Below are 18,056 nucleotides of genomic sequence, written 5' to 3'. Positions count from 1 at the left end.
GTCAGTGTTCTCCTCGGTCCAGCATTCTCCGGTAGGTGTCGATGCGGCGTTCCTCCAGGTGCCGCAGCACCTTCCTGGCCCGGTTGACCTCGTAGTCGACGTCGAGTTCGGCGACGGCGAGGCCGCCCTTCGTCCCCGTTCGCGCGAGCACGTCGCCGCCCGGGCCGACCACCTTGGCCTGACCGAGAAACCGCAGGCCACCCTGGATTCCGGTCTGGTTGGACGACACGAGGACCACCTGGTTCTCGGCGGCCCGGGCCGAATCGTAGAGATCGAACAGGCGTGATTGCCGGTCCTGCATCATGCGCGCCGCCCGGTCCGTGATGCTGGCAGGCCACGCGGACAACGCGGCGATGATCCGCGCGCCGTCGAGCGCAAGGGTGCGAGCGGATTCCGGGAACGTCTTGTCGTAGTCGATCAGCATCCCGATCCGGCCCACCGGTGTGTCGAAGGCGGTGAAGGAGTCACCCGCGGCGTACGCCAGGGATTCCCCGGCCGGCTGATGCACCTTGCGGTGACTGCCCAGCACTCCGTCACCGGTCACGCAGGTGGCGGCGTTGTATCGCACCCCGTCGCACAGTTCCGTGTACCCGATGCAGACCGTCATGCGGCCCGCCATCTTCGCGACGGCCTTCAGTTCCGGGCTGTCCGCGGCGAGCGCGGGCGGAAGCTCCTCTGTGTCCGGCCGCCGGAGATCCGAGATGTAGCCGCCGAGGCAGGCGTCGGGCAGGACGAGCAGGTCCACCCCGTCGTTCGTCGCACTCTCGATCAGCGCCTGCAACTTCAGGAGCGCGCGATCGATGTCGCGGCCGAAGTGCCCCGCCAATGCTGCCAACCGTGTCGTCACCATAGGCGTCAGGCTAGTGTCGCCGTCGCCGGCAACACACCCGCTTCGAGTTCGATGCGGTCCGCCAGATACTCCGCGTCCCGCGCCACTCCCGCGAACCGTCCCGAACCCCACGTGTGCTGCCACGGAAGGCCGAGGAAGTACAGCCCGGGCACCGCGGTGACGCCGCGGTTGTGGGTGGGATGGCCCTCACCGTCGAACACGCCCGCGCGGAGCCACCGGTAGTCGGTCCGGAAACCGATGGACCACACCACCGACGTGATGCCCGACGTCGGCAGCTCCAACTCGGTGACCTCACGGTCGGGACGCCAGACCGGGACGTACCGTTCCTCGCGCGGCGCATCGATGCCCACGCGGTCGATGTAGGCGTCGATGGAATCCTTGATGCTCTCGCTCACGGCGTCGGCAGCATCCAGCGACGACTCCAGGGTGGGCGCGAACCGCAGGGTGCCGTCCACGACGTCGAGCAGCCGCCCGTACAGGCGCATTCCCGCGAGCGCGAACGCACGGAGGTCGATGTCGCGGCCACCGTCCCGGCCGGTGACGTAGTGGTTGGTGTTCTCCCGCTTGCCCAGACCGCCCGGGTGATCGGCGATCGAGACGTCGTAGGTGCCCATGTCGTGCAGCCAGGCCACGCAGTCCCGGCCGCGGTAGAACCGCGCGACCCGCGGCGCCCCACCGGTGACGAGGTGGACGGTGCGACCCGCGAGATGAAGATCCTCCGCGATCTGGGCGCCGGACTGGCCGTTGCCCACCACGAGAACCTCGCCCGCGGGCAGCTCGCCGGCGCTCCGGTACTGCGACGAGTGCAATTGCGTGATGTCGGCGGGCAGCCGTTCGGCGAACCGGGGAACGACCGGTGTGTGGTACCCGCCGACCGCGACGACGACGTGGTCGGCGTGCATCGAGCCTTCCGTCGTGTCCACGTCGAACCCTCCGGAACCCGACTGCCGGACCCCCACCACCGTGACCCCTTCGCGCACAGGGGGATCGAAGGTATCCGCGTACCCACGCACGAACTGGTAGGTCTCCTCGCGGTTCATGAACCCGTCGGGATCGCCGCCCGAGTAGCTGTATCCCGGAAGGGTGCACTGCCAGTTCGGAGTGACGAGAGTGAAGCTGTCCCAGCGGCTGTCGCGCCACTCGTGCGCAATCGACTCTCGCTCGAGCACCACGTGGTCGATTCCACGCTGCACCAGATGCCAGCTGATCGACAGGCCCGCCTGGCCGCCGCCGATCACGACGACTGTGTGTTGTTCGGTCATCACGACTCTCCGGGGAGTGAAGCCGGGTTCATCTCGAGGACCCGGACGAGGGATTGGGGGTCGAGGGTGCGGCCGGCGCGTTCGAGTTCCTGCATCTGCTCGGACGCGGACGTGCAGTACATCCCGAACTTGGCACGGACTCGCTCACTGGCCTCGGTGAGCGCCGTCGTGGTGCGTGTGAGGAAATCGGCGACCGTGTAGTCCTCACCGGCCACCAGGTGGTCGTGCATGACCAGCGACGGCGAGTAGCAGGACTGGGTGCTTCCGTCCGGCCAGCGCACCGTGAACGTCATCTCAGGCATCGACGGGCTCCAGTTCGGCTGTCGTGGTGCGGAGGAACGACGGTCGCGCCGTCGCGTCGAGCCGGGTGCCGCTCACCCGGTTCTCCGCGACGACGTCTCCGTACAGTTCCGGCCGGCGGTCCCGGAGGTTGTACATCCCGCCGCTGCGAATCGCGTCCAGTTCGGCCTGCACATCCAGCGTGGCCGAGGCGAGGCCGGGTTCCACGCCTGTGGTGGCGAGGATCTCGCCGCCCGGGCCGACGATCTTCGCGCTGCACACGAACCGGAGCGACCCGAACGTCCCCGCCTGATTCGACGCCACCCAGACCACCTGATTCTCCGTGGCCCGCGCGCGGTCGTAGATGTCGAATCTCTGCTTCCACCGGTCGTCTTCGGGGTTCTCGACGCGGTTGGTGCGGGCGGTGGGCCACGCCGACAGCGACGTGATGATCTCCGCGCCGTCGAGGGCGAGCGTCCTCGCGGCCTCGGGAAAGGCTTTGTCGTAACAGATCTGCATGCCCATCCGTCCGACCGGGGTGTCGAACGCTTCGTATTTGTCGCCGGCGCGGTAGCAGAGGTTCTCCCCCAGCGGCTGGTGCACCTTGCGGTACGAGCCGAGTATCCCGTCGCCGTGCAGCGTCACCGCGGCGTTGTACCGGTCGGCGCCGTCGGCCTCGCAGAATCCGAGGGTGATCACCAGGTCGCCGGCCATGTCGACGACCCGCCGGACCTCGGGCCCGTCCAATTCCAGTGCGGGCGGGAGGCTGCGGAGCCGACGCTGCCGCTGCTCCTCGGTTTCGTCGCCTCCGCCCAGGCTGGGCAGGTAACCGCCCAGGCAGGCCTCCGGAAGCACGAGTAGCGAACTCCCGGCTGTCCGCGCCTGCTGGATCAGTTCACCGATCGTGCGATACGCCTGCTCCATGTCGCGGCCGAACTCGGCTGCCGCAACGGAGATTCCGATGTCAGTCATGCTCTTCCCAATCCTGTGACCGTGGAGTGCACCACGCGTGTCGTTACGCCGTCGGGCCAGCGAAGGCTGACCCCCGGCTCGTATGTCAATTCCCCGCAGACGGCCGAGGTGGCCGGTCCGGCGGGCGCCGGCGCGCTACCGCTCCGATCGGCGGTGATCATCGCGAACCCGGGAAAGCACGTCATCCAGTCACCCGCCGTCGTACCGGGCGGCCTGGGGACCGATGCGACGTCGAGGACGGCGCCGAGTCCGCTCGCCTCGGCGAGCATCCCGGTGGTGCCGGCGATCCCCGCCATGCTGATGTCCTTCGCCGCGGCGGGGCGGGTACGGGCGACGAACGAGGCCATGTCCCGCAGTTCGTCCGAGCTGCGATGGGACGTCGAATCCCACTGCTGTCCGGTGTATCCCGGCCGCCACCGCCCGTCCAGGTCTGCTGTCAGCGTGAGCTCGTCGCCGACCCGGCCCCCACCCGCGGGCACCGGATTCGCGGTGCGTCCGAGCGCCGTCACCGACAGCGCCGCGGGAACACCGAGCTGGGTGTGGCCGCCCAGTACCGGTACGTCCCACGCTTCCGCAGCTCGGCTGAGCCCACGGATCACCTTCGACAGGATCGAGGTGTTCGGTGCGCCGACCGAGTCGAGCATCCCGACGGGGACGGCACCCATCGCCGACAGGTCGTTGAGGTTGACGAGGGCGGCGCACCATCCGGCCCACTCGGGATCGCGCTCAACCATGGCGGGCAGGATGGCGTCGCACGCCGCAATCAGGTCGCTGCCCGGTACCGGTGCGCCGTCGTCGCCGCGGAACCCGCTGCCGCCGAGCGCATCACCATGCGTACCCAAGGGTGCCAGGGTGTGGGCCAGACAGGACTTCGTGCTCTGGACCAGACGCTCGACGCGATCGATCGGCCACGTCATGTGCACGTGCGGCGCGCCCGCCACCGTGACGTCACCCATCCGCGTCCAGCCCAGGTGGGCGAACATCGTTTCGTTCCGGCTCTGCACGGTGGCGTCGAACCGCAACGCGCCGCGGGATTCGGCGTGGGCGCAGGCGGCGCGCACGAGTGCCTTTCCGATTCCCCTGCTGTTCCGGATGTTTCGACCCACCACGAGGCGGCTTCCCGCCCACCACCCGAGGTCGGTGCCGTCCGTCATCGGGGCGAGGCGAACACCGCCGAGCACCTCGCCCGTGGTGCTGATCGCCACGAGCACCACGGTTCGGGGATCGTCGTCGACATCGTCCCGGTCGCTGGCGGTGAACAGTCCCTGTTCCACGACGAACGTCTCACGCCGCAGTCGTCGGTACGCCTCGATCATCACCCGACCGGTGGCGGGTTGCACGAGGAAACTCCACTGTGACTCCTGAACCGACGGCCCGGTGAGGACGGCGAAATCGGAAGGAGTGCTCTCGGCGGTCGGCAGGTCCCACATGTCAGCCTCCTGCGTTCTGAAGGACACTGCAGGCCCCACACGCGGCGCAGCCCGCCTTCTGGTCGGCGCCGCGCATGCCGCCCGCCTGCAATTCCTTCGCCACCCGCGAGGTGACGTCGGCGAGCAGGGCCGGCGACGGCGCCTGAGCCCCGTCCTCGACTGCCAGCGTGCCGGCGAGCGGCCGGAACGGGACGACGAACGGGTAGACGCCCATGTCGATCAGTTCGGCTGCGCCCGAGACCAATTCGTCGGGATCTTCACCCAGCCCGACCAGCAGGTAGGTCGACACCTGATTCCGTCCGAAAACCCGTACCGCCTCGCGCCACGCCGCCCGGTACTCGTCCAGCGGAACAGTCGCCTTGCCGGGCATCCAGCGCCGCCGAACCTCGTCGTCCAGGGACTCCACGTGGATGCCGATGGAATCGGCCCCCGCGTCCCGAAGATCCGTGATGGTCCCGAGATCGCCGGGCGGTTCGCACTGCACCTGTATGGCGAGGTCCGGGGCCACCGCCTTGACGGCCGCGACGCATCGCGCCAGGTGACGGGCACCGCGATCCTTGGCCGCCGACGTGCCCGTGGTCATGATCATCTGGGTGACGCCGTCGAGGCGGACGGCGGCTTCGGCGACCTCGGCGAGTTGTTCGGGCTTCTTCACCGCGATGGTCGAGCCGGACTGCAGTGATGCCTCGATCGAGCAGAATCGGCACCGCTGTGCCGGGTCGTATCGAATGCAGGTCTGGACCACGGTCGTGGCGAGGACGTTCGTCCCGTGCAGCCGGGCGATCTTCTCGTAGGAGATTCCGTCGGCGGTATCGAGGTCGTAGAACCGGGGCCGGCGGACCGGCTCGATCTCCACCCCCATGTCGGTGCCGTTCAACAGCAGGCGGTTTCCACTGACTTCGTACGGGCTGTCGGACCGGATGGGGATGGCGCCGCCGATCCCGCCGATCAGTACATGACCGTCGTCGCTGGGGCCGGCGCCGGAAGTCCGGGTGACCGGGACGTTCAGTGATCGAATTCCACGTACTGCTACGTCAACTCGTGTCGAGAGATCGCTCATGGTTCACACCTCAGACCATGTATGTGGAGTTGATGATGGCGCCCTTGCGGGAGTAGTGGATGATGGCGTCCTGCACATCCAGGGGATGTGCGGGTACGACGCCCTCGATCAGGTCCTCTTCCCGTCCGCCGTGCAGCGCGAGGCCGAAGCGGCACGCGAAGACGGTCCCACCTTCGGAGATGAATGTCGCGAGTGCGTCGTTGATGTTCTGCTCGCCCGGGAAACCGTTGTCTCCGGTGGTCGGAAACCCACGCGTCGCAAGGCAGTTGAGGGCGCCGGGGCCGTAGAAATAGATTGCCGACTCGAAACCCTTGCGCAGTGCGCGGGTTGCCTGCAGGACAGCGACGAAGCTGACGGAGGATTCGTGCGCGATGCCGTGCACCAGCGTGAAGTAGGACTCGCCGTCCTCGGCCTTGTAGTCCGGGAAGATCTTCGTCGACCCGTAGATGTTGGTGCCCTTGGGCAGTGCCGGGTGGGGAATCTCGCCGAGTGCCTTCTGGATGTTCTCGGCGATGGTGTTCTCGATGTCGGTCACAGGGACTCCTGGTTGTTCGTGGGGCGGAGGCGCCCGAAGGGCCTGAATGCGCTGATGAGATGCTGTGGGCGACGGGCCGGGCGTAGACTTCGATGTCCATTCGCTCTGCGTGGGGAGAGTGCGCTGCGCACTCCGTCGACCTGAAACAAGTACACGGTTCGGTGATTTCCGAATGGTCACGCGAGGAACAAGCTCAGGTTTCGTAACCCGCACCGCGGCCCGAATCCGGTAATCCGGTCGTAACACCGACCGCGTGATTCTGCGCACCCGCCGATCGCAAGAGTAAAGAGTCCTTTACTATGGGTGACTCGTACCCCGAATACAGAGAGAGCCATGACCAGCGCTTCGCGCCCCCGAAGACCCAGCCCGCCCCAGAGTGATCACCGCAGTCCCGGACGCACCGCGGGGGTGAACACATGGTGACCGTCCTGAGCATCGGCTTCGGCGTCGTCGTCGTATTACTGATCACCGCCCTGACCGGCTACTTCGTCGCCCAGGAATTCGCGTACATGTCGGTCGACCGCTCGCGGCTCAAAGCCCGGGCCGAGGCGGGAGACGCGGGCGCCGCCCGCGCCCTCGGCGTCACTCGCCGCACCTCGTTCATGCTCTCCGGCGCCCAGCTGGGCATCACCGTCACCGGCCTGCTCGTCGGTTATGTCGCCGAACCCCTGATCGGACGCGGCCTCGGTGAGCTCCTCGGCGGTGTCGGCATCCCCACCGCGGTCGGGATCGGCGTCGGCGCCGTCCTCGCCGTCCTGTTCTCCACCTTCGTCCAGATGCTCTTCGGTGAGCTCTTCCCGAAGAACCTGGCGATCGCCCGGCCCGAACCGGTGGCGCGTTGGCTCGCGCTGTCGACCACGATCTACCTGAAACTCTTCGGCTGGTTGATCTGGCTGTTCGACCAGTCGTCGAACCTGCTGCTGCGCGCGCTGCGGATCGAGCCGGTCCACGACGTCGAACACTCGGCCACCGTGCGGGACCTCGAACACATCGTCGCCGAATCCCGCGACGCCGGTGAGCTGCCGCGGGAACTGTCGACCCTGCTCGACCGGATCCTCGACTTTCCCACCCGCACCGCCGGGCACGCGATGATTCCCCGCGCCCACGTCGATACCGTCCGGGCCCACGATTCCCTGAGCAGTGTTCTCGAGAAGATGGGCGCGGGCCACACCCGCTACCCCGTGGTCGGGAGTTCCTCCGACGATCTGCGCGGCGTCATCCACCTCCACGACCTGCTCGGCGAGCAGGCCGACGGTCCGGCCGCGTCCCGGGCCCGTTCGGCCGTCGTCGTGCCGACGTCGCTGCCGCTGCCCGACGTGCTGGAACAGCTGACGGCCGCCCGGGACGAAATGGCGCTCGTCGTCGACGAGTACGGCGGGTTCGCCGGCGTCATCACGATCGAGGACCTCGCGGAGGAACTCGTCGGTGAGATCGCCGACGAACACGATCCCGACGGCGACGCGTCGGTGACGGGGTCAGAATCCGAAGGCTGGACGATGCCCGGCGATCTGCACATCGACGAGGTGGAGCGCATCCTCGGACACGACCTGCCGCCCGGCGACTTCGAGACGCTCGCGGGTGCCGTCATCGCCGAGTTCGGCGGGCTCCCCGTCGTCGGTGACGCCGTCGCGATCCGATTGAACCCGGATCCGGCCGACCTGATCAACGACGCCGACCCACCCGTTCGCACCCTCGATGCCGAGGTGCGGGCAGTCGACAAGCACGTCCCGTCCTCGCTGTTCGTGAGGCTCCGCATCCTGGAGAGTGACGCGACCGATGAATAATCCGTGGGTCATCGTGCTCGTCACCGTCGGGTTGATCGCGGCCAGCGCGTTCTTCGTGGCGATCGAATTCGCTTTGATCGCTGCCCGCCGCCACCGGCTCGAGGACGCCGCCCCCACCAGCAGGGCTGCCCGCGCGGCTCTGCGCAGCGCATCCGAGCTGTCCGTGCTGCTGGCCGGATCCCAGCTGGGCATCACCGTCTGCACCCTCGCGCTCGGCGCCGTCACGAAGCCGGCCGTGCATCACTGGCTCACCCCGACCTTCGCAGGTTGGGGCGCTCCGCTGTGGCTGGCGGACGTGCTCGGATTCATCCTCGCCCTCATCGTCGTCACGTTCCTGCATCTCGTCGTCGGTGAGATGGCACCCAAGTCGTGGGCGATCGCGCACCCGGAGAAATCGGCGACACTGCTGGCGATCCCGATGCGCGGATTCATGTGGGCCACCCGCCCGCTGCTGCTGGTGCTGAACCGGATGGCGAACCGGTGTCTGCGAAGGTTCGGCGTGGAACCGGTCGACCAGGTGGGTGCCGGCCAGGATCCCGACGCGCTGCGTCACCTCGTCGAGCACTCGGCGACCGTCGGCACGCTCGACGAGCGATACCACGGCCAATTGACCAGCGCCCTGGAACTCCAATCGCTCGCCGTGCGAGACATGGTGCGGCCGAACACCGCCCCGAGCAGTGTCGCCCCGGACGCCACCGCGGCGGCGATCAGGGCGGCCGCGGATCGGAGCGGCCACCTCCGACTGCTCGTACGCGACGAGGACGGGATCAAGGGGGTGGTGCACGCCCGGGACAGCCTGCAGGCCGGCGCCACAGTCACGGCCGCCGACCTCATGCGCCCGGTGCTGGCCCTCGACGCGGACGCTGCCGTGTACGAGGCACTGCGCACCATGCGCGAGACCCGCAGCCACCTTGCGATCGTCACCGACAACGGCGAGCTGACCGGTGTCGTCACCTTGACGGACGTCCTCGGGCGACTGCGCCCGGCGGCCGGGGCTTCCGCCTGACCCGTTTCGCACACCGCGGCCGGGGTGGGCATCGCGGAAGCGGTACCCTCGCGGGGTGAATTCACGGTTGGATGTGGTCGCGCGGGTGCGCGGCTCCGTCGTGGGTTCACTGTCCGGCGCGGTCAGCATCGCCGCGCACGGCATCGCCGGAGGCGGAATGCCCCCGAGCGATGGTTCGGTAGTGCTGCTTCTCGCGGCGTGCGCCGCAGTCGGGGCGTCGGTCGCCGCCGTCCGGGTGCCCCGCCGTGAATGGTTGTTCGTGCTGTCGGTGCTCGCTGCGGGCCAGTTGATCGGCCACACCACACTGGCCTTGGCCGCCGATCATGCCCATGGTCTGGGGCTTTCCACCCCGATGATCGCCGCGCACCTCGCCGCGATCGCAGTGGCCGCGGTGCTGGTCCGGTCGGCCGAACGCGCCTGCCTGCGGGCATTGGCGGCGTTGTCGCGGATCGTTCTCGCAGTCCTGGCCCCGCTGCAGGTCGATACCGGCACCTGGACGGCGACCCCGGTCTACCGCGCGAAGCTGTCGTTGTGGCTGCTGGTCGCCGCGGGCGCCGGCACCCGCGGACCACCCGCTCTCGTCTAGTCGAATCCTTTCTCACCGCCTTCCCGGCACACGCACGACGTGTGGTCGTCGGTCCGGCGTGTCCTCACACGGCACCAGCAGACTCCCACGCGAGTCCCGGTGCCGATTCCTTCCTGAGTCGGCGCATCCCTGACGTGTCACCTCGAGTTGCCCAGCGCACCCTGTTGTGCGCGACCTCGACGGCGCCGGGTGCCCGTCTCACCCGATTCGAAGCGAGATCGTCATGTCCATCCCCGAACTCGAACGCGACACACCGGTCGCGTCCTCCCCGGCGTCGAAGGTCTCCTCGCCGCCGCGCAGTTTCCGGCCACTGATCCTGCGCCTGCACTTCTATGCGGGGATCCTGGTGGCACCGTTCCTGGTGATCGCCGCCGTCAGCGGCGGCCTCTACGCTCTCGCGCCGTCGGTGGAGCAGCTGGTCTACCGCGACTACCTGCACGTCGACTCGACCGGCCCGGACCTGCCGATGTCCGAACAGGTGCGGGCCGCGCAGCAGGTTCGCCCGGACCTCACCGTCGCCGCCGTGCGCCCGGCGACCGAACCGGGTGACACGACGCAGGTGATGTTCACCGATCCCGGGCTCGGAGAGTCCGAGCGCCGCGCGGTCTTCGTCGATCCCGTCACCGCGGAGTCGGTGGGTGAGCTCGTCGTCTACGGCAGTAGTGGGGCGTTGCCGATGCGGACCTGGATTTCGCAGTTGCACCGGCACCTGCACCTCGGCGAGCCCGGCCGCATCTACAGCGAGCTCGCCGCGTCGTGGCTGTGGGTCATCGCGCTCGGTGGCGTGTACCTGTGGGTGCAGCGCTACCGCACCACCCGCGCCCGCAACGCGGACGCCGCCAGGCTGTGGACGCTCGACCGGTCGAGCCGCGGACGCAACCGCACCCTCAGCTGGCACGGGGTGGTCGGCATCTGGATCGCGGTCGGTCTGGTGTTCCTCTCGGTCACGGGTCTGACGTGGTCGCGGTACGCGGGCGAGAACGTCGGCGAACTCCGTACCGCCCTGAGCTGGACCACTCCCGAGATCGACAAGAAACTGGACTCGGCGCCCGCCGCCGGCGCCGCCGCATCGGGCGGTCACGACGGGCACGGCGCCGGGCACACCCCCGCGTCGGATACGGGAATCCTCGACCGCAACGTGGGCGCACTCGACACCGTCCTCGACGTGGCCCGGCGGGGCGGTGTCACCGGCGCTGTCGAGGCGACCGTTCCCGCCGACGCGGGCACCGCGTTCACCGTCACGCAGACCCGCGGACCGTGGCAGTTCTCGACCGATTCGATCGCGGTCGACGGGGCCACGGGCGCGGTGACGGACGTGTCGCGATTCGGTGACTGGCCGCTCGCCGCGAAGCTGACGTCCTGGGGCATCGCCCTGCACATGGGGTTGCTGTTCGGCCTGCTCAACCAGCTGGTCCTGGCCGCCCTCGCGGTGGCCTTGCTGGCCGTGATCGTCCGCGGCTACCTCCTGTGGTGGCGGCGCCGGCCCACCCGCGGCACCACCCGGGCGGTCGGCAGGCCGCCGGTGCGGGGCACCTGGCGTCGAATCCACCCGGCGGCGGCGGTGGCGGGGGCCGCCTGTGTCGTCCTCGTCGGCTGGTTCGTCCCGCTGCTCGGCGTCAGCCTCCTCGCGTTCCTGCTCGTCGACGTCGCGGTCGGCGCCCTCGCCCGCACCCGGGCAGGGTGATCGACCGGGGCACCCGTGCGGCCGCGGTGGTTACGGCTTGGGAACCGGGTGCCCCTCCGAGGCCTGGACGACGACGATGCCGTTTCCGGTGAGGCACAGCTGATATGCCTCACCGGAACCGCGGCCGATCGCGGCGCCCATCTTCGCGGTCTTGCGGATCGTCGAGTGCAGGCCTGTCGACCACAGCACCGCGCTCTGCATGTCGACGTAGGTGGGGGTGTCCACGTTCAGGACGACGGGAGTGCCGTAGATGGTGACGGCGAGGACACCGCGGCCGGTGAACGTGGTGTTGAACAGTCCGCCGCTGAGCATCGACGCCCCCTCGACGCGGTTGATGTCCCAGTTCAGGGAGCTGTCGAACGCGAGGACGTTGGAACCGCTGACGGTCACCGACTCGTCCTCGAGTTCGAGCAGGAAGATTTCGTCGGCGTCGCGGGCGAGGAACACGTCGCCGCTGCCGGACACCTTCATCAGCGACATGCCCTCGCCGGTGAATGCCTTCTTGAAGAACTTCCCGACACCTCCGCTGCCCTGGTAGGCGAAGTCGACGTCCCCCTGGTAGGCGACCATCGATCCCTGCCGGGCAAAGAAGTGACCGCTGGTTCCGGCCAAGTCCACCTTGAGCATTCGGGGATTCTGTAGCACGAAGGTGCCCGGGTCACCACTGCGTTCCGCGTTTTTCATCAGGTCGCTGCGCATGACGGAATCCTATCCGTCCCGTCAACGAACCCATTCCGGTCCGGGCCCGTTGGCTTCCTCGAAGATCAGCCACGTCTTGGTCGACTGCACCCCCTCGAGGCTCTGCAACCGTTCGAGGACGACATGACGCAGTGCGCTGTTGTCCGGTGCGCGCACCAGGACGAGAACGTCGAAATCGCCGCCCAGCAGCGAGAAGTGCTCGACGAAGGGCAGTGTTCGGAGCTGGGTGGAGATCCCCCGCCACGAATCCTGCCGAATCGAGAGGGCGATGAACGCAGACGAGCCGAGTCCCGCCTTGGAGTGCGAAATCCGGGTGGTGAAGCCTTCGATGATCCCCGCCTCCTGCAACCGCTCGATGCGGACGTAGGCGTGCGCGCGGGAGATGTGCGCCTTCTCCGCCAGCGCCCGCATCGAGATGCGGCTGTCGGCGACGAGTTCCTTGATGATGCGCCGGTCGATGGCGTCGAGGTCGTACGTGTCCGCTGTGCCGCCGGCCATCTGTCCATCCCTGCTGTGGTCGCTCACACTCCGGTGAGACATTCTGCTCCCGATGAGCCGATTCTAGACCGTTTGTCTCTGATTCCGCCTTGTCGTTGTCGATAGGTCGTTCAGTTGCGAGCATTGACGAACACAATGCATCTGGAGGTAGACGTGACGCTCGTAGAGCCGCCCCTGGCGACGCCGTATCGGAAGTTCCTTCCCGCCGAGTGCGCGGTGCAGTATCTGGACGCGGCCGGCGAGCTGACCGAGAGCGAGGCCCGGTATCCGAGACCGAGCGACGACCGTCTGGTCGAGATGTACCGGAACATGGTGCTGGGCAGGCGTTTCGATCAGCAGGCGACGGCGCTGACCAAGCAGGGCCGGCTGGCTGTGTACCCGTCGTCGCGTGGTCAGGAGGCCTGCCAGATCGCGGCGGCGATGAGCTTGCAACCCGGCGACTGGATGTTCCCCACCTACCGCGACTCGGTGGCGCTCGCCGCCCGCGGCATCGATCCGGTCGAGATCCTCAGCATGCTCGCCGGCGACTGGCACTGCGGCTACGACCCCGCCGCCCACCGCAGCGCCCCGCAGTGCACCCCGCTGGCCACCCAGTTGTTGCACGCGACCGGTGTGGCCTACGGCGAACACCGCAAGGGAAACGACACGATCGCCCTGGCGTTCTGCGGTGACGGCGCGACCAGTGAGGGCGACTTCCACGAGGCCCTCAACTTCGCCGCCGTGTTCAAGGCCCCGGTGGTGTTTCTGGTACAGAACAATGGATTCGCGATCAGCGTGCCGCTCGCCCGGCAGAGCGCGGCGCCCACATTGGCGCACAAGGGAGTCGGCTACGGAATCGGCTCCGAGCAGGTGGACGGCAACGACCCGGTCGCCACGCTCGCCGTGATGGACGAGGCCGCGAACTTCGTCCGGGCCGGCAACGGTCCGGTCATCGTCGAAGCTCACACCTACCGGATCGACGCGCACACCAACGCCGACGACGCCACCCGCTACCGCGACTCGTTCGAGGTGGAACAGTGGCTCGGCCGCGACCCGCTGGCCCGGCTGGAGAAGTACCTGCGCGGGAAGGGACTGCTCGACGACGCATCGTCGGAGGCCCTCACCGCGGACGCCGAGGCCGCCGCATCCGCGCTGCGTGCCGGCATGAACGTCGACCGGCCCACCGACCCGATGGACCTGTTCCGGTACGTCTTCGCCGAGCAGACCCCGCAACTTCGAGAGCAGCAAGCGCAGGCGGAAGCCGAACTGGCCGCCGAATCCGAGGAGAACTGACACCATGCCCGTGCTCACCATGGCCCAGGCCCTGAACACCGCACTGCGCGACGCCCTCACCGCCGACGAGAACGTCGTCGTCTTCGGCGAGGACGTCGGCGCCCTCGGCGGCGTCTTCCGCGTCACCGACGGCCTGACCCGCGACTTCGGCGACGACCGGTGCTTCGACACTCCGCTCGCCGAATCCGGCATCACCGGCTTCGCGATCGGCATGGCGATGTCCGGGTTCAAACCGGTCGTCGAAATGCAGTTCGACGCGTTCGCCTACCCGGCGTTCGAGCAGATCGTCTCCCACGTCGCGAAGATCCGGAACCGCACCAAGGGCGCGCTGTCCGTGCCGATCGTCATCCGAATCCCGTTCGCCGGCGGCATCGGCGGGGTCGAGCACCACTGCGATTCCAGCGAAGGCTACTACGCCCACACCCCCGGACTGAAGGTCGTGGCCCCGTCCACCGTCGAGGACGCCTACACCCTGCTGCGCGAGGCGATCGACGACCCCGACCCGGTGATCTTCCTCGAACCGAAACGCCTGTACTTCTCCCGCGCCGACGTCGACCTCGCGGTCGGCGCGCCGATCGGGCAGGCCGCCGTCCGGCGTTCCGGCCGGGACGCGACCATCGTCGCGTACGGACCGTCGGTGACCGTCGCGCTCGAATCCGCCGAAGCGGCCGCGGCCGAGGGTCACGACATCGAGGTGATCGACCTGCGGTCGATCGTGCCCTTCGACGACGAGACCGTCATGGCATCGGTCAGGAAGACCGGCCGCTGCATCGTCATTCAAGAGGCGCAGGGATTCGCCGGTGTCGGCGCCGAGATCGCCGCCCGCGTCCAGGAACGCTGCTTCCATCACCTGCACGCGCCGGTGCTGCGGGTCAGCGGATTTGACATCCCCTACCCGGCACCGAAACTCGAACGCCTCCACCTGCCGAGCGTCGACCGTGTCCTCGACAGCGTCGACCGGTTGCAGTGGAACGGCTCCGCCGACACCCGCTGGGCGGTGACCGCATGAGCAACCAGGTCTTCCTGCTCCCCGACCTCGGCGAAGGACTCACCGAGGCCGACATCGCCGAATGGAAAGTCCGGGTCGGCGACACCGTCACCGTCGACCAGGTGGTCGTCGAGGTCGAAACCGCGAAAGCCGCGGTCGAGGTGCCGATTCCCTTCGAGGGCACGGTAATCTCCCTGCACGGCGACGAAGGCTCGACGCTGCAGGTGGGCACCCCGCTGATCACCGTCAGTGGAACACCCGCCGCACACGAGCAGCATCGCGAAGAAGAACGAGCCGGCTCGGGCAACGTCCTGATCGGGTATGGCACCAGCGAGGACACGCGCCGGCGACGCCGGCGCGTCGGCGTGACACGCGAGCTCACACGGCCGGAACCGAACCGCGCCGGTGTTGCGCCACGGGTCATCTCGCCGGTCGTTCGCAACCTCGCCCGGAAGAACGGCCTCGACCTGTCGCGGCTGCCCGGGAGCGGTCCCGGCGGTGTGATCAACCGCGCCGACGTCGAGAAGGCACTCGCCGCGCCACCCGAGACGGCCGACGAACAGCGGATTCCGATCAAGGGCCTGCGGAAAGCAGTCGCCGACAAGCTCTCGACGAGCCGCCGTGAAATTCCGGACGCGACAACCTGGGTGGATGTGGACGCCACCGATCTCCTCGCCGCCCGCCGGGCAATCAATGCCGCCCTCGACGCCGACGCCGGCGTGAGCCTGATGGCCCTGCTCGCGCGTCTGGCCCTCGCGGCGCTGACGCAGTACCCGGAACTGAACTCGACCGTCGACACCGAACGCAACGAGATCGTCCGATACGGTCACGTCCACCTCGGCATCGCGGCGCAAACACCGCGAGGCCTGGTCGTCCCCGTGATCGAGAAGGCCGACTCGCTCACCACCGTCGAACTCGCCCGGCAGCTGCGGGACACGACGGAGCTGGCCCGTGAGGGGACGCTCCCGCCTGCGCGGCTGACGGGTGGCACGTTCACCCTCAACAACTACGGCGTCTTCGGTGTGGACGGTTCGACCCCGATCATCAACCATCCCGAGGCCGCGATCCTCGGTGTCGGCCGCATCGTCGACAAACCGTGGGTCGTGGACGGGCAGTTGGCCGTTCGGAAGGTCACCCAGGTGTCGCTGAGCTTCGATCACCGCGTGTGCGACGGCGGTGTCGCGGGCGGGTTCCTCAGATTGTTCGCCGACTACCTCGAGAACCCGATCACCGTGCTGGGGAGGCTCTGATGACCACCACCCACAGTGACGTCCTGATCCTCGGTGGCGGTTCCGGCGGCTACGCCTGCGCCTTCCGGGCCGCGCAGCTCGGGCTGTCGGTGACGTTGATCGAGGAGGACAAGGTCGGCGGAACCTGCCTGCACCGGGGCTGTATCCCGACCAAGGCGCTGCTCCGTTCCGCCGAGGTCGCCGACACCGCGCGGACCGGTGCCGCGTTCGGCGTGCGAACGACGTTCGACGGCATCGACATCGAGGCGGTGCACCAGTACAAGAACGGCACGATCGACCGGTTGCACAGGGGACTGCAGGGCCTGGTCGCCCAGCACAAGATCAGCGTCGTGAACGGGCACGGAAAGTACGTCGGAGACAGGACAATCGAGGTGGACGGTTCCCGCTACACCGGGACGTCCGTGGTGCTCGCGACCGGCTCCTATGCCCGGGCGGTGCCGTCCATCGAGCTCGGCGAGCGCATCGTCACCAGTGACGACGCATTGAATCTCGGGTTCGTCCCGAAGAGGGCCATCGTTCTCGGCGGTGGCGTGATCGGCGTCGAATTCGCCAGCGTCTGGGCATCGTTCGGCGCGGAGGTGACTGTCGTCGAAGCGCTCCCCCGCCTGGTCGCGGCGGAGGATCCGTGGTGCTCGAAGCAACTCGAACGCGCGTTCCGCAAGCGCGGTATCGCCGCCCTCACGGGCGTGACGGTCGCCGCGGCAAAGGAAACCGCGGACGGCGTTCTCGTGGAACTCGATGGGGGCGACACCCTCGAGGCGGAGATCCTGCTGGTGGCGGTAGGACGCGGACCGCGCACCGGCGACAGTGGATTCGCGGAACACGGAATCACGCTGGATCAGGGGTTCGTCGTCACCGACGGGCGGCTGCGCACCCAGGTCGACGGGGTGTATGCCGTCGGCGACATCGTGGCGGGACTTCAACTGGCGCACCGCGGATTCCAACACGGGGTATTCGTGGCGGAGGAGATCGCCGGCCTCGATCCCGTTCCCGTGGCCGAGCATCTCGTTCCGCGGGTGACGTACTCGCACCCCGAGGTCGCGTCCGTCGGCGTCACCGAGGATGCCGCCCGCGAACGGTACGGCGACGTCACGTCCGTCGTATACGACCTCGCGGGCAACGGCAAGAGCCAGATTCTGAAGACGTCGGGTGGGATCAAGGTCGTCCGAGCCGGCGACACCGGACCGGTGGTCGGTGTGCACATGGTCGGCGACCGCGTCGGCGAGCTGATCGGTGAGGCCCAACTGACGGTCGCCTGGGAAGCCCTGCCCTCCGACGTCGCGCCGTTCGTCCACGCGCACCCCACCCAGAACGAAGCACTGGGCGAAGCGATGCTGGCGTTGTCGGGAAAGCCGCTGCACGCGCCCGGCTGACCGCATTCGATCCGCGTCGGGGAAGATCGCGCACCGGTCCGCGGTTGAAACCGGTTGATCCGTGAGTCTTTCGGCGCAAACCCGGTCCTTCAGGTCCGGGTGAGCCGATCTGGTTTTGTCGGACTGTGTGGCTAGTGTCTGGGTTATGGCGGGGAGGGTGGTGAGGCGGGCGTTCAAGTACCGTTTCTATCCGACTGCGGTGCAGGCGGAACAGCTTGCTCGGACGTTCGGGTGCACCCGGTATGTCTACAACCGGGCGTTGGCGGAGCGGACGCGTGCCTGGTCGCAGGAGCGGCGTCGGGTGACCTATGCGGATACCTCGAAGATGCTCACCGGATGGAAGCGGGATGCCGAGACGGAGTGGTTGTCGGAGCCGTCGAAGGGGCCGTTGCAGGAGGCGCTGCGGCAGTTGCAGGGTGCGTTCGACAGGTTCTGGCGCAAGCAGGCCGGCTACCCGAAGTTCAAGAGGAAGGGCCAGTCGAAGGATTCGGCGACCTACTATTCGAACTGCTTCACCTACCGCGGCCG

18 protein-coding genes are annotated in these 18,056 nt (G+C 68.2%); 9 read left to right on the top strand and 9 right to left on the bottom strand.

Annotated elements, in window-relative coordinates; genetic code table 11:
- Window position 1 precedes the first annotated feature (1 nt).
- From HGB39_RS32210 to HGB39_RS32180, 7 genes are read right to left on the bottom strand one after another with little or no spacing between them, the layout of a single operon-like run.
- Window positions 2-850: a carbon-nitrogen hydrolase family protein gene (locus tag HGB39_RS32210; protein WP_043791888.1), complete on the bottom strand. Its 849-nt coding sequence runs from the start codon at window positions 848-850 to the stop codon at window positions 2-4.
- A gap of 5 nt (window positions 851-855) precedes the next feature.
- The gene (locus HGB39_RS32205) at window positions 856-2,112 is read right to left on the bottom strand and encodes an MSMEG_0569 family flavin-dependent oxidoreductase (protein ID WP_005570493.1); all 1,257 of its coding nucleotides are present in this window, start codon (window positions 2,110-2,112) and stop codon (window positions 856-858) included.
- On the bottom strand, window positions 2,112-2,414 hold the full coding sequence (locus HGB39_RS32200; protein WP_005254656.1) for an MSMEG_0570 family nitrogen starvation response protein: 303 nt from the start codon (window positions 2,412-2,414) through the stop codon (window positions 2,112-2,114). Before HGB39_RS32200 ends, HGB39_RS32205 begins: the two co-directional genes overlap by 1 nt.
- Window positions 2,407-3,363 (bottom strand): carbon-nitrogen hydrolase family protein, encoded by a 957-nt coding sequence (locus tag HGB39_RS32195; protein ID WP_005570490.1) that lies wholly within the window; start codon window positions 3,361-3,363, stop codon window positions 2,407-2,409. Before HGB39_RS32195 ends, HGB39_RS32200 begins: the two co-directional genes overlap by 8 nt.
- A complete protein-coding gene (locus HGB39_RS32190) occupies window positions 3,360-4,793 on the bottom strand; it encodes an MSMEG_0567/sll0787 family protein (protein ID WP_005570488.1) in 1,434 nt (477 codons plus the stop codon). Before HGB39_RS32190 ends, HGB39_RS32195 begins: the two co-directional genes overlap by 4 nt.
- 1 nt (window position 4,794) lies before the next feature.
- Window positions 4,795-5,853 (bottom strand): MSMEG_0568 family radical SAM protein, encoded by a 1,059-nt coding sequence (locus tag HGB39_RS32185; protein ID WP_005570486.1) that lies wholly within the window; start codon window positions 5,851-5,853, stop codon window positions 4,795-4,797.
- A 10-nt stretch (window positions 5,854-5,863) separates the two neighbouring features.
- Entirely contained in the window at window positions 5,864-6,388 is a 525-nt protein-coding gene (locus HGB39_RS32180) for an MSMEG_0572/Sll0783 family nitrogen starvation response protein (RefSeq protein ID WP_005254648.1), read from the bottom strand.
- Window positions 6,389-6,804: 416 nt separating this feature from the next.
- On the opposite strand from HGB39_RS32180, the gene HGB39_RS32175 reads away from it, so the two are divergent.
- From HGB39_RS32175 to HGB39_RS32160, 4 genes are all read left to right on the top strand, one after another.
- A complete protein-coding gene (locus HGB39_RS32175; RefSeq protein WP_005570483.1) occupies window positions 6,805-8,172 on the top strand; it encodes a hemolysin family protein in 1,368 nt (455 codons plus the stop codon).
- On the top strand, window positions 8,165-9,178 hold the full coding sequence (locus HGB39_RS32170; protein WP_005570481.1) for a hemolysin family protein: 1,014 nt from the start codon (window positions 8,165-8,167) through the stop codon (window positions 9,176-9,178). Before HGB39_RS32175 ends, HGB39_RS32170 begins: the two co-directional genes overlap by 8 nt.
- Before the next feature lie 55 nt (window positions 9,179-9,233).
- A complete protein-coding gene (locus tag HGB39_RS32165) occupies window positions 9,234-9,764 on the top strand; it encodes a hypothetical protein (RefSeq protein ID WP_172651946.1) in 531 nt (176 codons plus the stop codon).
- A 223-nt stretch (window positions 9,765-9,987) separates the two neighbouring features.
- A complete protein-coding gene (locus tag HGB39_RS32160; RefSeq protein ID WP_043791901.1) occupies window positions 9,988-11,448 on the top strand; it encodes a PepSY-associated TM helix domain-containing protein in 1,461 nt (486 codons plus the stop codon).
- A 30-nt stretch (window positions 11,449-11,478) separates the two neighbouring features.
- Here HGB39_RS32160 and HGB39_RS32155 read toward each other — a convergent pair whose 3' ends face one another.
- Both HGB39_RS32155 and HGB39_RS32150 read right to left on the bottom strand, forming a co-directional pair.
- On the bottom strand, window positions 11,479-12,147 hold the full coding sequence (locus HGB39_RS32155) for an AIM24 family protein (RefSeq protein WP_005254630.1): 669 nt from the start codon (window positions 12,145-12,147) through the stop codon (window positions 11,479-11,481).
- Window positions 12,148-12,168: 21 nt separating this feature from the next.
- Window positions 12,169-12,645, bottom strand: a complete 477-nt coding sequence (locus tag HGB39_RS32150) for an Lrp/AsnC family transcriptional regulator (protein WP_005570476.1) — start codon at window positions 12,643-12,645, stop codon at window positions 12,169-12,171.
- Window positions 12,646-12,780: 135 nt separating this feature from the next.
- Between HGB39_RS32150 and pdhA the strand changes: the two genes are divergently transcribed.
- The 5 genes from pdhA to HGB39_RS32125 form a co-directional block, all read left to right on the top strand.
- A complete protein-coding gene (gene pdhA, locus HGB39_RS32145; protein ID WP_005570473.1) occupies window positions 12,781-13,917 on the top strand; it encodes a pyruvate dehydrogenase (acetyl-transferring) E1 component subunit alpha in 1,137 nt (378 codons plus the stop codon).
- 4 nt (window positions 13,918-13,921) lie between these two features.
- Window positions 13,922-14,926: an alpha-ketoacid dehydrogenase subunit beta gene (locus HGB39_RS32140; RefSeq protein ID WP_005570471.1), complete on the top strand. Its 1,005-nt coding sequence runs from the start codon at window positions 13,922-13,924 to the stop codon at window positions 14,924-14,926.
- Window positions 14,923-16,155 (top strand): dihydrolipoamide acetyltransferase family protein, encoded by a 1,233-nt coding sequence (locus HGB39_RS32135; protein ID WP_043791899.1) that lies wholly within the window; start codon window positions 14,923-14,925, stop codon window positions 16,153-16,155. The genes HGB39_RS32140 and HGB39_RS32135 overlap by 4 nt, the downstream gene beginning before the upstream one ends.
- Complete coding sequence (gene lpdA / locus HGB39_RS32130) at window positions 16,155-17,528, top strand: dihydrolipoyl dehydrogenase (RefSeq protein ID WP_005570467.1); 1,374 nt, start codon at window positions 16,155-16,157, stop codon at window positions 17,526-17,528. The genes HGB39_RS32135 and lpdA overlap by 1 nt, the downstream gene beginning before the upstream one ends.
- 160 nt (window positions 17,529-17,688) lie before the next feature.
- On the top strand, window positions 17,689-18,056 hold a 368-nt coding region (locus HGB39_RS32125), incomplete at its 3' end, for an RNA-guided endonuclease InsQ/TnpB family protein (protein WP_514120897.1).

The organism is Rhodococcus opacus (genome assembly GCF_012396235.1).
In the GTDB taxonomy this organism is placed as follows: Bacteria; Actinomycetota; Actinomycetes; order Mycobacteriales; family Mycobacteriaceae; genus Rhodococcus_F; species Rhodococcus_F opacus.
This window is presented reverse-complemented; position numbering and strand designations above follow the sequence as displayed.

What these genes read in the sequence shown, in the direction of transcription:
- HGB39_RS32210 (WP_043791888.1), bottom strand. Translation starts at nt 850, where the DNA reads ATGGTGACGACACGGTTGGCAGCATTGGCGGGGCACTTCGGCCGCGAC.
- HGB39_RS32205 (WP_005570493.1), bottom strand. Translation starts at nt 2,112, where the DNA reads ATGACCGAACAACACACAGTCGTCGTGATCGGCGGCGGCCAGGCGGGC.
- HGB39_RS32200 (WP_005254656.1), bottom strand. Translation starts at nt 2,414, where the DNA reads ATGCCTGAGATGACGTTCACGGTGCGCTGGCCGGACGGAAGCACCCAG.
- HGB39_RS32195 (WP_005570490.1), bottom strand. Translation starts at nt 3,363, where the DNA reads ATGACTGACATCGGAATCTCCGTTGCGGCAGCCGAGTTCGGCCGCGAC.
- HGB39_RS32190 (WP_005570488.1), bottom strand. Translation starts at nt 4,793, where the DNA reads ATGTGGGACCTGCCGACCGCCGAGAGCACTCCTTCCGATTTCGCCGTC.
- HGB39_RS32185 (WP_005570486.1), bottom strand. Translation starts at nt 5,853, where the DNA reads ATGAGCGATCTCTCGACACGAGTTGACGTAGCAGTACGTGGAATTCGA.
- HGB39_RS32175 (WP_005570483.1), top strand. Translation starts at nt 6,805, where the DNA reads ATGGTGACCGTCCTGAGCATCGGCTTCGGCGTCGTCGTCGTATTACTG.
- HGB39_RS32170 (WP_005570481.1), top strand. Translation starts at nt 8,165, where the DNA reads ATGAATAATCCGTGGGTCATCGTGCTCGTCACCGTCGGGTTGATCGCG.
- HGB39_RS32160 (WP_043791901.1), top strand. Translation starts at nt 9,988, where the DNA reads ATGTCCATCCCCGAACTCGAACGCGACACACCGGTCGCGTCCTCCCCG.
- HGB39_RS32155 (WP_005254630.1), bottom strand. Translation starts at nt 12,147, where the DNA reads ATGCGCAGCGACCTGATGAAAAACGCGGAACGCAGTGGTGACCCGGGC.
- HGB39_RS32150 (WP_005570476.1), bottom strand. Translation starts at nt 12,645, where the DNA reads ATGGCCGGCGGCACAGCGGACACGTACGACCTCGACGCCATCGACCGG.
- pdhA (WP_005570473.1), top strand. Translation starts at nt 12,781, where the DNA reads ATGCATCTGGAGGTAGACGTGACGCTCGTAGAGCCGCCCCTGGCGACG.
- HGB39_RS32140 (WP_005570471.1), top strand. Translation starts at nt 13,922, where the DNA reads ATGCCCGTGCTCACCATGGCCCAGGCCCTGAACACCGCACTGCGCGAC.
- HGB39_RS32135 (WP_043791899.1), top strand. Translation starts at nt 14,923, where the DNA reads ATGAGCAACCAGGTCTTCCTGCTCCCCGACCTCGGCGAAGGACTCACC.
- lpdA (WP_005570467.1), top strand. Translation starts at nt 16,155, where the DNA reads ATGACCACCACCCACAGTGACGTCCTGATCCTCGGTGGCGGTTCCGGC.